The following is a 13,967-nucleotide window of genomic DNA, read 5'->3' as shown; positions in this document are numbered from 1 at the left end:
TGATCCTGTCTAGTCGAAAGCGGGCCAGCTATCTGCTTTGCCCACGGTCGCGGGAGAGCCGTCTCTGACGTGTCTCACCGAGTGGAGCCGGCCCACCGCGCGTGTTCTCTCGTTGAAGACCGTCAACGAAGCTGGGTGGTCCTCTACCGGCGGCGCCGTTGGACTTGGCCGGGTTGCCGTCGGGGCGGCTCGGGCAGCGAGCTCTCGGAGAACGGCGGACGCAGTGGCTGATACGACACAACGGGGCTCCCCACCGATGCGGCGGGAAGCCCCGTTGTGTCGTCCTCAGCTCACTGGAGGTCGACGGTCACTCCGCCGGAGAAGGCCGAGTCGTGCAGCTCGATCGCGGTCGGAGTGGTACCGGCCGGCACGTCGAACACGACCTTGCTGTTCAGCGAGTTGCCCGGGTTGATCTCCTCGTAGAGCGAGGAGGAGTCCGCCAGGTAGATCGCAGCCTCGGAGTCGGCCGAGAACTCCTGACCCTCCGCGTTGAAGAGCTTGGCGTTGTCACCGAAGAAGCTCTGGGCCTTGTCGCCGATGTTGCTGACCGTCAGGTCGACGACACAGAACTGCCCCTGCGCAGTCGTGCTCAGGTACTGGTCGCCGAGCTCCGTCGCGCTGCAGTCGACGCCGTTGACCACGAAGTTGAACTTGCCATCAGCGGCCGGCTCGCCGATGCCGGGGTTGCCGGACTCTTCCTCAGCCGGGGCCTCAGCCACCGGCTCCGCGGCGGCGTCGCCAACCGGCGCGGCTACATCTGCAGATCCTGCACCGCTGGCGGAAGCCTCCGTGGCGGCCTCGTCGGTGCCGCCGAGATTGGCGATGACGCCGATCGCGACGATCAGTGCCAGGACGATGAACCAGGCGCGCTTGTACAGCGGCTTCTTGGTCTTGCCCTGCGGCTGCTCCGCGGGCGTCTGCTCTGGCGCAGGTGCGTAGGTCATGTTCGTGCTCCCCGATTGTCTGTGACGCTTCTTTTCCGAAACTAGGTGGAGATGAAAGGTTTGCTCGGGTTCACAGTCGACTAAGTGAAGGCCCTGTCACTGGCACTAAACGCCGACCCGAACCGCCTCCGTCTCAGAGGTCTCACCCGCCTCGTCGACAGCTGTCGTGAGGGAGACGACCCTCACCGATCGCGCTGCTCAACGGGTGGACCAGAGCACCTCACACCCCGACGTCAACTTGACCGATGGCGTCGTTCTGCCGACATTGTCCGTATGGCCCTGATGACGACGCAGCAGGCGGCGGACCGCCTCGGCGTCTCCGCCCGCCACGTGCAGCGGCTCGTGGCGGGCGGTGATCTGACGGCGATCGGCACCGACCGCATCGACGCCGGCTCGGTCGCCCACTGGCTGGCCCAGCGCGCGGGGAGCCGGGCCCGCGCCTGGGAGGAGCCGACCGCGTGGGCAGCCGTCGCCCTGCTCGAGGGGCTGCCGGCGTCGTGGCTGGGTCAGGCGCAGCGGTCCCGTTTGCGTTCGACCCTGTCCGAGCTCGACGCAGTCGGGCTGGCAGCCCGCGCGCGCAACCGGGCGGTGGTCGGCAGGTTCCACGCCCACCCTCGTGCACTCAGCCGGTTGGCCAAGCAGGTCGTCGGCTCGGGCGCGACCCGGGGCGTCGGCGACCTCACCGCCGCCGACGACCGGCTCGACGGGTACGTCGCCGACACCGCACTGACAGGGCTCATCAACCACTTTCGGCTGGAGGCAGACCCCAGCGGCGGTGTGGTCCTGCGCACGACCGGGATGTCGTTGGACGTCGTGGCCGAGCTCGCCGATGGACGCCGGCGGGTGTTGGCCGGGCTGGACCTGGCCGGTTCGATCGACGCGCGGGAGCGCGCTACCGGCAGCCGTCTCCTGGATCGCGCACTGGACAGCCTGCGTGGCTGAGGTCCTACGACCGCCAGCACCGGCCGGTGGGTGGGCGCGCCCGTGGCCCGACGTCGCCGAGCTGGCCACCGCCGTCCCGGCCGATGCGTGGACGCTGATCGGCGGCCTGATGGTCCAACTGCACGCCGTCGCCGCGGGCCTGCCGATCGTGCGGCCGACCAACGACGTCGACGTCCTGCTGCACGTCGAGACCGGCCGAGGCCGGCCGGCCCAGATCGCTGCCGCGTTGGAGCAGCTGGGCTACCAGCTGCGACCGAGCATCGACCCGCGCACCGGCACGGCTCACCGCTTCGTCCGCGACGGCGCCGTCGTCGACCTGGTGACGTCGGTGGTCGACGTGGTCGCGGCCGACCACGCGCCGCCCCGGACGCTCGAGCGGTTCCGCGGCTACGACCTCGTGCAGGTCGAGGGCGGGACCCAGGCGTTACGGCGAACGATCTCCGCGAAGCTGGAGATCGCCGGCCCGGAGGTGACGACGATCAGCGTGCCCGACGCCTTCGGCGCGCTGGTGCTCAAGGCCGCGGCGCACATGACGGACGCCCGGGACCGCGACCGGCACCTGACCGATGCCGCCGTCCTGCTGGCCTGCGTCGACCCGTTCGCGGACCGGACCCCCTCGGGCAGCGACCGGTCGCGGCTGCTGCACCTGCGCGAACACCTGGCCGATCCGACGGCGCCGGCGTGGCTGCTGCTCCCCGAGGACGCCCGCCGCAACGGCCAGGCCGCCCTCGCACTGCTCACCGCCTGAGGGGGCAAAGTCGCGACTTTGGCCCCTCAGGGCGTCAGGACCAGCGGGGGTCGGCGGGGAGGCGCGGATTGAGCAGGTGGGCGACGAGCGCGGTCCAGCCGGTCTGGTGCGTCGCGCCCAGGCCCTCGCCGGTGTCGCCGTCGAAGAACTCGCTGAAGCTCGGGTGGTCCCGCCACAGCGGCGAGTCACTCGACTCGATGCGCTTGCCGTCGGCCGGGCGCTTGCCATCCACCGGGCGGAACAGCGCGGTGAGAGAGCCGTCGATGAGGTCGGCCGCCTCTACCAGGGTGCGGTGGTCGCCCGAGCCGGTCGGGATCTCGATGGTGAACGAGTCGCCGTAGTGCCGGCCCAGCGTGCGCAGCTTGTCGGCCAGCAGCACGTTCACCGGGAACCACACCGGCCCGCGCCAGTTCGAGTTGCCGCCGAACAGCTTGGTGCGCGACTCCCCCGGCTCGTACTCGATCGACACGTCCCGCCCGCCGACGTTGGCGAACACCTGCCCGGTCGACTTCGACAGCGAGCGGATGCCGAACGGCGACAGGAACTCCTCGCTGTCGAACATCCGCTGCAGGATGCGCTGCAGCCGCTCCTTGCCGACCAGCGACAGGATCATCTTGCGGCCCTCGGGCGTCGATCGGCTGCGCAGCGGGCCCATCAGCTCCGGACGGCGCTTCTGCAGCCACCGCACCCGCGCCGCGACGTCGGGCAGCTGGCTCACCCACTGCGGGATCTCGGTGGCCGCCAGGATCGGCAGCAGCCCGACCATCGAGCGCACCCGCAGCGGCTCCGACGTCCCGTCGGGGGCGACCAGGACGTCGTAGAAGAAGCCGTCGTCCTCGTGCCAGAGCTTGACCTCCTGCGAACCGAAGGCGTTCATCGCCTGCGAGATCGCCAGGAAGTGCTCGAAGAACTTGGTCGCGACGCCGTCCCAGGCCTGGTCGTGCCGGGACAGCTCGAGGGCGATCTTCAGCATCTGCTGGCAGTAGAACGCCATCCAGCTGGTCGCATCCGACTGCTCCAGCCGGTAGCCGGGCGGCAGCGGCGCGGAGCGGTCGAACAGCGCGATGTTGTCCATCCCGAGGAAGCCGCCCTCGAAGACGTTCGAGCCGTCGGCGTCCTTGCGGTTGACCCACCAGCTGAAGTTGAGCAGCAACTTGGTGAACACCCGGATGAGGAACTCGCGGTCGCGGTAGCCGTCGAGCCGGTAGACGTGCCAGGCGGCCCAGGCGTGCACCGGCGGGTTGACGTCGCCGAACGCCCACTCGTACGCCGGCAGCTGGCCGTTGGGGTGCATCGCCCACTCGCGGCACATGAGCAGCAGCTGCTCCTTGGCGAAGTCGGGGTCGACGTGCGCCAGCGGCAGGCAGTGGAAGGCGGTGTCCCACGCGGCGAACCACGGGTACTCCCACTCGTCGGGCATGGAGATGACGTCGGCGAGCGCCAGGTGCCGCCAGCCGGTGTTGCGCCCGCCGCGCTTCCTGCGCTCCTCGGGGGCCGGCTCGTCGGGACTGCCGTCGAGCCACTGGGCGACGTCGTAGCGGTAGAGCTGCTTGGTCCAGAGCAGGCCGGCGTAGGCGCGGCGGGCGACGTGCCGGTCGTCGGCGGGCAGGCTCGGGTGGATGACGTCGGCGTAGAACTCGTCGGCGTCGGCCTTGCGGGCGGCCAGGACGGCGTCGAACTCCGCGCCGAACGTCTCGTCGTCCGGGGAGCTGGGGCTCAGCCGCAGCTTGACGGTGACCGTCTCCCCCGGCTGGACGGCGTCCCAGCGGTACCAGAACGCGGCCTTGGTGCCGGTGTCGGCGGGGTTGACCGCGTCCCGGTCACCGTGGACGACGCGGCGGTTGATGCCGTCCTTGGGGTACTTGCTCGCGTTGCGCTGCGCGCCGAAGAGCGCGACGGCGTTGGTCTCGTTGTCGCAGCACAGCACCTCGGGGGCGCCCTCCGCGGCGAGCACGTACCGGCCGAGGTAGCCGTGCTCGGCCTCCACCGCCTCCAGGCCGTTGACCGTCAGCGTCGGGGCGAGCAGCTGGGTGAGCACGCCCTGGCGCTTGTCGCCGCCCCACGACCAGGTGTTGCGGAACCAGACCTGCGGCAGCAGGTGCAGCGGCGCGGCCTCGGGCCCGTGGTTGGTCGCGGTCACCACGATGCAGACGTCGTCCGGGGCGTTCTTGGCGTAGGTGACCTGGACGTCGAAGAACCGGTCGCCGTCCAGGACGCCGGTGTCGGCGAGCTCGTACTCGCGCTCGTCGCGGCTGCGCCGGGCGTTCTCCGCGCGCAGCTCGGCGTAGGGGAACTCGGCCTGCGGGTAGCGGTAGAGCCACTGCATCCAGGAGTGGGTGGGCGTGCCGTCGACGGCCCACCAGTACTCCTTGGCGTCCTCGCCGTGGTTGCCCTCGGCGTTGGTCAGCCCGAACAGCCGCTCCTTGAGGATCGGGTCGCGGCCGTTCCACAGGGCCACGGAGAAGTTCAGGAAGCCGTAGCGGTCGCAGATGCCGCCCAGGCCGTCCTCGCCCCAGCGGTAGGCGCGGGCGTTGGCGTGGTCGAACGGGAAGGACGCCCAGGCGTCGGAGTCGGCGGAGTAGTCCTCGCGGACGGTCCCCCACTGCCGGCCGGCGAGGTAGGGGCCCCACATCCGCCACGGTGCGGACATGTCGGCGGACTCGGCGAGCCGGGCGTGCTCGGCACTGCGCGGGGTCGGGGTGTCCTGGGGAGCGTTCTCCGGGTCCTGGACGGGGCCGGCGGGTTCGGCAGCAGACACGACCTCCACAGTGCCACGGCCGGGTTGCGTGCTCGTGTCGTACGCGGCCGTCCGAGACGCGACTCACCACCGGGCGCCCCGCCCGTCGCACCCGCCCCGGTGCTCAGCGCACGGAGGGGACGGCGCCGTCCACCGTCCGGGCGTCGAGCCATGCCGCCAGTTCGGTGACCGCCATCGGCCGGCCGTACAGCCAGCCCTGGGCGTACCGGCAGCCGAGCCGGCGCAGGGCGGCGTCCTGCTCGGCGGTCTCCACGCCCTCGGCGACCAGCCCGAGGCCCAGGTTGTCGGCGAGCGCCACGATGCTGGCCAGCAGCTGCTCGCGGCGCGCGGAGGTGGTGATCGTCGCGGTGAACGAGGTGTCGAGCTTGAGGTGCTGCACGGGCAGCACGTCGAGCCGGCTGAGCGAGGAGTACCCGGTGCCGAAGTCGTCGGCGGCGACGACCGGCCCCAGGCCCATGAGCGCCTCGAGGTTCTGGCGGACGACGGCGACGTCGCACTCCAGTTGGGTCTCGGTGACCTCGATCACGTGGTCGGCCGGCCAGCCGAACTCGGCGAACAGCGCGGTCACCCGGGGCACGTAGCCGGGGTCGGCCAGCTCGTGCACCGACACGTTGATCCCCAGGCGCAGCTGCCGCCCGGTCGCGGCGCGGAGCGCGGTCAGCTGGGTGAGGGCGGTGCGCAGCACGTGCTCGCCGAGCGCGGCGATGAGGCCGTGCTGCTCGGCGAGGGCGACGAACTCGTCCGGCGGGACGGCGCCCCGCTCGGGGTGCTGCCAGCGGGCGAGCGTCTCGACGCCGATCACCTGGTCGACGTCACCGAGCGCCATGACCGGCTGGTACGCCACGCCGAGCTCCCCGGCGGCGATCGCGGCGGCGAGCTCGGTGACCAGCCGGCTGCCGAGTGCGCCGTCGAGTGCGCAGCGGCCGCGGCCGGCGGCCTTGGCGGAGTAGAGGGCGGCGTCGGCGCGGCGCATCAGCTGCGCCCCGGTCTCCCCCGGCACGTGCTGGGCGACCCCGCAGGAGACGCCGGTGCAGAGGTCGGGCCCGGTGAGCCGCTCCACGAGGGCCAGCGCGGCGTCGCCGGTCAGTCCCGGCACGAGCAGCGCGAACTCGTCGCCGCCGTGCCGGGCGAGCACCGCGCCGGTGGGCAGCCGGGTGCCCCAGCTCTCCGCGGCCCGCACCAGCATCAGGTCGCCGGCCTCGTGCCCGTCGGTGTCGTTGACCTGCTTGAAGTGGTCGAGGTCGAGCAGCGCCGCGGACAGCGGTTCGCTGCGCCGGTCGGCGGCGGCGAGCAGCTCCTGCAGCGCGTCGTCGAACCCGCGCCGGTTGGCCAGTCCGGTGAGCGGGTCGCGGCTGGCGCTGGTGGCCCGCCGGGCCAGGTCGCGGGTGACCACGCCCAGCCCGAGCACGACCGCGACCAGCGCCAGCGCGGTGGGCACCGGGACGTCGTTGCGCAGCACGAGCACCGTGGTGACCCCGACCAGCGCGGCGCCCAGGTGCACCACCGCCGGCCCGGGCCGGAAGAAGAAGAACGCGTCGACCGCGACGAACGACACGATCGAGGCGATCGCCAGCGCGGTGAGCGAGTCCGGGGCCAGCGCGACGGCGGCCCCGATCAGGCCGGTGGCCGCAGCGACCGGCAGGTGGAACACGGCGCGCGGCCAGCGCGGCCCCCAGTGCCCGAGCACGGCAGCGGTGAGCAGCGCGCCGGTCGCGATCCCCGCCACCGCCCAGCTGTGGTCGGACTGCGGGCTCGCCCCCAGCAGGGCGAGCAGGCCGGCGACACCACCGAAGGCGTAGAAGACCGCGAGGACGCGGGCGGTCATCCGGGGCGTTGCCACCTCGAGCGCACCCGACCGGACCTGCCGCACCCGTTCGCCTCCTCCGCTGTCGCCTGCTCCGGAGCGGGGAGCCGCCTCAGCCACGGTAGGCGGCTTCGAGGGCGGCTGCCTCCGCGCCGGCCCGCAGACCGGCGAGCAGCTCGGGCAGCGGCACCGCCCGGCCGTAGTGCCAGCCCTGCGCGAAGGTGCAGCCCATCGCGCGCACGGCGTCCTCCTGCTCGGCGGTCTCCACGCCCTCGGCGACCACGTCGAGCCCGAGGCCGCGGCACATCGCCACCAGCGTCTGCAGCATCTGCGCGCGACGCGGCGAGGAGTGCACGGTCGCGATGAACGACCGGTCGAGCTTGAGGACGTCGGCCGGCAGGGTGTCCAGCCGGCTGAGCGAGGAGTAGCCGGTGCCGAAGTCGTCGATGGAGACCTTGATGCCGGCGGTCCGCAACGCGTTGAGCGTGGCGACGGCGGTCGGCGACTCCCCCTCCAGCAGGCCCTCGGTCACCTCGAGCACCAGGTGCTCGACGGGGAAGCCGGTGTCGGCGAGCACGTGCTGCACCCGCAGCGCGCAGCCCGGGTCGTTGAGCTCGCGCCCGGAGACGTTGACGCCCAGGGTGACCGGCAGCCCGGCCGGCGTGCGGACGTCGGCCAGCTCGGTGCAGGCGGTGCGCAGCACGTGCGCCCCGAGGGCGTGCACCAGCCCGCTCTGCTCGGCGACCGCGACGAACTCATCCGGCGGCACCGGACCGTGCTCGGGGTGCGTCCAGCGGGCCAGTGCCTCGACGCCGACGACGGCGCCGTCGGCCAGGTCGACGATCGGTTGGTAGTGCACCCGCACGTCACCCGCGGCGAGCGCGCCGGCCAGATCGCGGGCCAGTTCGGACCCGGTGCCGCCCTCCAGCTCGCACCGGCCGCGGCCGGCGGCCTTCGCGTCGTACAGCGCGCGGTCGGCCCGGCGCATCAGCTCCGCGGCGCCCTGGTCCGGGCGGAGCTCGGCGACGCCGCAGGAGACGCCGATCTCCGGGTGCTGGGCGGAGACGCGGTGCACGAGGGCGAGCGCGTCGGGGCCGGCGAGCCCGGGCAGCAGCAGGGCGAACTCGTCACCCCCGTGCCGGGCGAGGACGGCGGAGCTCGGCAGCTCCCGGCGCCACACGTCGGCGATCCGGCAGAGCACCCGGTCACCGGCCTCGTGGCCGGCGGTGTCGTTGACCTGCTTGAAGTGGTCGAGGTCGAGCAGGGCCGCCGACAGCGGCTCGCCGGTGCGGGCCGAGGCGGTGCGCAGCTCGTGCAGCGCGTCGTCGAAGCCGCGGCGGTTGGCCAGCCCGGTGAGCGGGTCGCGGCTGGCGCTGGAGGCGCGGATGACCAGCCCACGGACGACGGTGCCCACCGCGACGATGACCGCGTCGAGGGCCAGCGCGATGGACGCCGGGACGTCGCCCTGGGCGAGCAGCGCCACGGTGACCGCGCTGAGCCCGAAGAGCATGTGCAGCCACGCCAGCGGCAGGCTGAAGAAGAAGCAGGCGTCGACCGCGATGAACGCCATGATCGAGGCGGCCGCCATCGCGGTGGCCGCGTCGGGGCTGGCCGTCACCGCGAAGGCGACGAGCGCGGCGGCCGAGGCGACCGGCCAGTGGAACACGTGCCGGGGCCAGTGCCCGGCCCAGCGGAACGAGACCGCGCCGCAGGCGAGGGCGACCAGCGCGACGGCGAGGATGACCCAGCGGCCCTGCTGACCGGCGTCCGGCCCGAAGACGGCGAACAGCCCGGCGATCCCGGCGGCGACGTAGAACGTCGCGAGGATGCGCGCCATCATCCGCGGTGTCGCCACCGCGGGCGCCGTCGACCAGGTCACCCGGTCTTGGTCGGTCAGGTCGTGCACGAGGTTGATGCCGACGGGCGGACTGGCTGGTTCAGCTACCCCGCGCGGGTGACGTGCTGCTGCTGGCCGCCACACAGCACCCAGAAGCGGGCCCGCCGGGCACCGTGCTGCCCCTCACCGGGAACGCTGCGCAGCGCGCGGTCGATCCGCGACATCGCCGCCGGGTCGGCGAGCACTCGCGGCAGGTCCTCCACCCCGAGCACCCCGTGCGCCACGAGGATGCGGGCGAAGCGCAGCGCCGCCTCGGCCTTGGGCACGCCACCGCGGGTCGACGTCCGCTGCCGGTTCTGCGCCGCCTCCTCCAGCGCCTGCTCGTCGGGGAAGCGGGCGATCAGGCGCGGCAACGGGTGGCTGTCGGCGGTCGGTGCCTCGGTGGTGACCATCGGCCCGGTCGCCGCGGGGCCGAGCACCCGGTGCACCAGGGGGACGACGACGCGGTCGTGCGAGGTGCCCGGCGTCCAGACCACGTCCAGGATGAGCGCCGACAGGCTGGCCCAGCGGGGCCGTCCGGGCTGTGCGACGACCACCGGCTCACGAGCCGCGTCCTCCTCCGCCGTCTCGAAGTCGAGCATCGGCGCCCCCGCGTCCTCCACACGCACCCCCTGCCCGCTTCGCTGCGCCGGTCACAGCGAACCGGTCCAGCATGCCGTCGACGGGGCCCCGGGACCGGGAGACACAGCGACGTCCGGGCGGCTATCGGCCGAGCCGGGCCAGCTCCTCGTCCAGCCGGGTGACGTGGGCGGGCGCCCCCGCCTGCAGCCAGGCGGCCCGGGCGGCGGCCAGCGCGGCCCGCTGCAGCTCCGGCCGGCCCTGGTCGCGCAGCACCTGCGCCAGCAGCTCCCCGGTGTGCCCGACGAGCACCGCCCCGACCGCGGGCGCGACCTCCAGTGCGGAGCGGAGGGCGGTCTCGGCGCCCGCGAGGTCACCGGTCAGCTGCCGGGTGCGGGCCAGGCCGAGCAGCGCGTCGAGGCGGTAGCGGTCGCGGATGTGGTCGGGCAGCGTCAGTTCCGGGTCGTCGGCGCGGGCGAGCACGTCGGTGAAGGCGGCCTGCCCCTCCGCCACTCGGCCCAGGTCGCAGAGCACGTCCCCGGTGCCGGACACCGCGGTGAGGGCGCCGGCGCGGTCCGGGAGCAGGTCGAACAGCTCGACGGCCGCCCGGTAGTGCGACACCGCCGCGGCGCCGTCCCCGCCGAGGCGGAGCAGGTCGGCGAGGTAGTTGTGCGCCCAGGCCTCCTGGGCGCGGTCGCCGGCCGCCCTGGCCAGGTCACCGGCCCGCTCGGCCGCCTCCCGGGCCTCGGGCAGCCGGCGGTGGGTGGCCAGCGCCCACACCAGGTAGTTGCGGTGCACCGCCTCCAGCCGGTCGTCCGCCAGCCGGGCCGCGGCTGCGCTGGAGAGCTCGAAGACGTCGATCCAGGACCGCCAGACGTACCAGCGGTCGGAGAACCAGTGCATCGCCTCGGCGACGTCGACCACGAGCTGGTCCGCGCCCGCGTCGGCCGCCTCGCGCAGCGCTGCGAGCCAGTTGTCCGCCTCGGCGACCAGCCAGCGCTCGGCGGCGTCCAGGTCGGCGAAGGTGAGCCCACCGCCGTCGCGCGGCGGGCCGGGTTCCGGCTCGAACAGCCGGCCGGCGGCGCCCGCGGTGGCCAACAGCCAGTCGCGCAGCGCTGCGCCCGCGGCCTCGCGATCCGCGGCGTCGTCGTCGGTGGCGCCCCGACCGGCCGCGTAGTCGGCGACCAGGTCGTGGAAGCCCACCCGGCCGCCGGGCAGCGGCACCAGCAGGCTCAGCTCGACCAGCTCGTCCAGCAGGTGCTCGGCGCGGGACGCCGGAAGCCCGGCGAGCACGCCGGCGATCTCCGGGCCGGCCCCGGCTCCGGGCACCAGGGCCAGCCGGTGGAACACCCGGCGGGCGTCCTCGTCGAGCTGCTCGTAGGACAGGTCCAGCGCCGCGCTGACCCGGAGGTCCCCGGCGACCAGCTGGGCCAGGCGCCGCTCGCCGTCGGCCAGCCGCGCGGCGAGGTCGGGCAGGCTCCAGGTGGGCCGGGTGACCAGCCGGTTCCCGGCGATCCGCAGCGCCAGCGGGTAGTTGCCGCACAACCCGGCGACCGCCTGCAGGTGCGGGCTGTCGCCGGGGACGTCGGCCACCTGGGCGAGCAGCGTGGCGGCCGCGTCGTCCGGCAGGGGGTCCAGGCTCAGCCGCCGGGCGTGGGAGAGCCCGGTGAGCAGCCGCCGCGAGGTGACCAGCACGGTGCTGTGCCCGTCGCCGGCCAGCAACGGGCGCACCTGCGCCTCGGCGCGGGCGTTGTCCAGCACGACCAGGACGTCGTTCTCGGCGAGCAGCCGGCGGTAGAGCGAGGACCGGTCGGCGAGGTCACCGGGCAGCTCGCGCACGCCGAGCGCCCCGATCAGCCGGCCCAGCGCGTCGACCGGGTCCAGCGCGACCCGGTCCAGGCCGTGCAGGTCCAGGTGCAGGACGCCGCCGGGGTAGCCCTCGCCGCCGGTGTGTCCATTGCCGACGCGGTGGGCGGCGTGCACCGCCAGCGTGGACTTGCCCAGGCCGCCGGCGCCGGAGAGGACGACGAGCGGCGACCGGGTGTCGCGGCTGCGCAGGCGGTCGAGCACGGCGAGCTCGGGCCCGCGGCCGACGAAGTCCGGGACGTCGGGCGGGAGGCGGCACAGCTCGGGCGGGTCGGCGACCCGGCGCATCCGCCCGTCCCGGGCGGCGGTGAGCAGCTCAGCGCGGGCGGCGTCGACCAGGCACAGCGCGTCGGCGAGCGCCGCGGTGGTGCGCGCCTGCGGGCCCCGCGCCCGGCCTCGCTCCATGTCGCCGATCGCCCGGACGCTCACCCCGGAGGCCTCCGAAAGCGCCTCGATCGACAGCCCGGCCGCCCGGCGGTGCCGGCGCAGCAGCACCCCGACGTCAGCCACGGACACCCAGTTCTGCCGGTCGTTCTGCCTGGTCTGCCACCGCGGGCGCTGGTGGGCTGATCACGGGTCGGACGGTAGCGCCCGGCCCTCCCCGTCACGAAGGAAGAGGCCATGCCCGACGTCGTCCCCGTTCTCGAACCTGCTGCCCAGCAGTTCGTCGAGGCCACCGCCAACCCGCCGTTCCTGTTCCAGCTGCCGGTCGAGGAGGGGCGCCGCACCGTCGACTCGGTGCAGGACGGCGACGTGCCCGCTCCCGCCGTCGACGTCACCGACCTGACCATCCCCGGCGGCCCGACCGGCCAGGTCTCCATCCGGGTCTACCGGCCGGCCGGCAGCACCGGACCGCTGCCGGTGGTCCTGTACACCCACGGCGCCGGCTGGGTGTTCGGCAACGCGCACACCCACGACCGGCTGGTCCGCGAGCTGACCGTCCGCGCTGGCGCCGCGACGGTGTTCACCGAGTACGCGCTCGCCCCCGAGGCGCGCTACCCCGCGCAGATCGAGGAGGTGTACGCGGCCCTGGAGTGGATCGCCGCCAAGGGCAGCGAGCACGACCTGGACGGCACCCGGATCGCGGTGGCCGGTGACTCGGTGGGCGGCAACATGTCCGCGGCGGTGACGCTGATGGCCAAGGAGCGCGGCGGCCCGGCGATCACCACCCAGCTGCTCTTCTACCCGGTCACCGACGCCGCCTTCGACACCGGCTCGTACACCCAGTTCGCCACCGGGTACTTCCTCGCCCGCGAGGGGATGCAGTGGTTCTGGGACCAGTACACGACCGACCCGGCGCAGCGGGCGGAGATCACCGCCTCGCCGCTGCGGGCGTCGCTGGAGGACCTCGCCGGGCTGCCGCCGGCGCTGGTGATCGTGGCCGAGGCCGACGTGCTGCGCGACGAGGGCGAGGCCTACGCCGCCAAGCTGCGCGCGGCCGGGGTGCCGGTGACCGCCGTCCGCTACGGCGGGGTGGTCCACGACTTCGTGATGCTCAACGCGCTCAAGGACACGCACGCGGCCAAGGCCGCCACCGCCCAGGGCGGGGAGTTCCTCCGGGAGGCCCTCCATGGCTGAGATCCCGCGGATGACGGTGCCCGGTGAGCAGCGGCCGACCGTGGTGCTGGTGCACGGGGCGTTCGCCGAGTCGGCCAGCTGGAACGGCGTCGTCGAGCGACTGCAGGACGACGGGCTGACGGTGGTCGCGGCGGCCAACCCGCTGCGCTCGCTGTCCGGGGACGCCGCGGCCGTGTCGGCGCTGCTGGGCTCGATCACCGGTCCGGTGGTGCTGGCCGGGCACTCCTACGGCGGGGCGGTGATGTCGGCGGCGGCCGTGGGCCACGAGCACGTGCGGGCGCTGGTGTACGTCGCCGCGTTCGCGCCGGAGGACGGCGAGAGCATCCTCGACCTGTCGGGGAAGTTCCCCGGCAGCACGCTGGGCGAGACGCTGCGTGAGGTGCCGCTGGCCGACGGGTCGGTCGACCTGTACATCCGCGCCGAGCGCTACCACCAGCAGTTCATCGCCGACGTGCCCGCCGACGTCGCCGCCCGTGCGGCGTCGACCCAGCGGCCACTGAACAGCGTCGGGCTGAACCAGGCCGCTCGTGGACCGCAGGCCTGGCAGACGGTGCCGTCGTGGTTCGTCGTGCCGGAGCTGGACCGCAACATCCCGCCGGCCGCGCACCGGTTCATGGCCGAGCGGGCCGGCAGCAAGGAGACCGTCGAGCTGGCCGGCGCCTCGCACGCCGTCCCGGCGTCCCGGCCCGCTGAGGTCGCGGACGTGGTGCGCCGGGCGGTCGCCTCGATCTGACCGGCACCGGCGGCGCCCCGCTCCCCTGCCCCCGGGGGGGGCGCCGTCGACCGACGCGTCTGAGGTTCACCCCCGGCGCGTACGCCAGGCCGCGCCCGCCGCTCGTGCGACGCTCCGCCCGTGCCGCGTGGATGGACAT

10 protein-coding genes are annotated in these 13,967 nt (G+C 74.0%); 4 read left to right on the top strand and 6 right to left on the bottom strand.

Annotation, left to right across the window (positions count from 1 at the left end):
* Positions 1-290 precede the first annotated feature (290 nt).
* Positions 291-944, bottom strand: a complete 654-nt coding sequence (locus tag ACJTNH_RS14920; protein ID WP_458176945.1) for a DUF4352 domain-containing protein — start codon at positions 942-944, stop codon at positions 291-293.
* An 84-nt stretch (positions 945-1,028) separates the two neighbouring features.
* Between ACJTNH_RS14920 and ACJTNH_RS14915 the strand changes: the two genes are divergently transcribed.
* Both ACJTNH_RS14915 and ACJTNH_RS14910 read left to right on the top strand, forming a co-directional pair.
* The gene (locus tag ACJTNH_RS14915) at positions 1,029-1,886 is read left to right on the top strand and encodes a helix-turn-helix domain-containing protein (protein ID WP_458176943.1); all 858 of its coding nucleotides are present in this window, start codon (positions 1,029-1,031) and stop codon (positions 1,884-1,886) included.
* Positions 1,879-2,634, top strand: coding sequence for a hypothetical protein (locus ACJTNH_RS14910; RefSeq protein WP_458176941.1), 756 nt, complete (start codon positions 1,879-1,881; stop codon positions 2,632-2,634). Before ACJTNH_RS14915 ends, ACJTNH_RS14910 begins: the two co-directional genes overlap by 8 nt.
* A gap of 34 nt (positions 2,635-2,668) precedes the next feature.
* On the opposite strand, the gene ACJTNH_RS14905 is transcribed toward ACJTNH_RS14910, so the two are convergent.
* From ACJTNH_RS14905 to ACJTNH_RS14885, 5 genes are all read right to left on the bottom strand, one after another.
* Positions 2,669-5,392 carry an MGH1-like glycoside hydrolase domain-containing protein gene (locus ACJTNH_RS14905; protein WP_458176939.1) on the bottom strand — a complete coding sequence of 908 codons (2,724 nt, stop codon included), beginning with the start codon at positions 5,390-5,392 and terminating at the stop codon, positions 2,669-2,671.
* A 103-nt stretch (positions 5,393-5,495) separates the two neighbouring features.
* Positions 5,496-7,217, bottom strand: a complete 1,722-nt coding sequence (locus tag ACJTNH_RS14900) for a putative bifunctional diguanylate cyclase/phosphodiesterase (protein WP_458176937.1) — start codon at positions 7,215-7,217, stop codon at positions 5,496-5,498.
* Positions 7,218-7,308: 91 nt separating this feature from the next.
* Entirely contained in the window at positions 7,309-9,102 is a 1,794-nt protein-coding gene (locus ACJTNH_RS14895; RefSeq protein WP_458176935.1) for a putative bifunctional diguanylate cyclase/phosphodiesterase, read from the bottom strand.
* Between the two features lie 35 nt (positions 9,103-9,137).
* Positions 9,138-9,674, bottom strand: a complete 537-nt coding sequence (locus ACJTNH_RS14890) for a hypothetical protein (RefSeq protein ID WP_458176933.1) — start codon at positions 9,672-9,674, stop codon at positions 9,138-9,140.
* 121 nt (positions 9,675-9,795) lie between these two features.
* Complete coding sequence (locus ACJTNH_RS14885; protein ID WP_458176931.1) at positions 9,796-12,027, bottom strand: ATP-binding protein; 2,232 nt, start codon at positions 12,025-12,027, stop codon at positions 9,796-9,798.
* A gap of 111 nt (positions 12,028-12,138) precedes the next feature.
* Here ACJTNH_RS14885 and ACJTNH_RS14880 point away from each other — a divergent pair, with 111 nt between their 5' ends.
* Complete coding sequence (locus ACJTNH_RS14880) at positions 12,139-13,095, top strand: alpha/beta hydrolase (protein ID WP_458176929.1); 957 nt, start codon at positions 12,139-12,141, stop codon at positions 13,093-13,095.
* On the top strand, positions 13,088-13,828 hold the full coding sequence (locus ACJTNH_RS14875; protein WP_458176927.1) for an alpha/beta fold hydrolase: 741 nt from the start codon (positions 13,088-13,090) through the stop codon (positions 13,826-13,828). Before ACJTNH_RS14880 ends, ACJTNH_RS14875 begins: the two co-directional genes overlap by 8 nt.
* Positions 13,829-13,967 lie beyond the last annotated feature (139 nt).

The sequence above is a fragment of the Modestobacter lacusdianchii genome, from assembly GCF_054177765.1.
The sequence above is the reverse complement of the archived record's forward strand: the minus strand, read 5'-3'. Positions and strand labels throughout refer to the sequence as shown.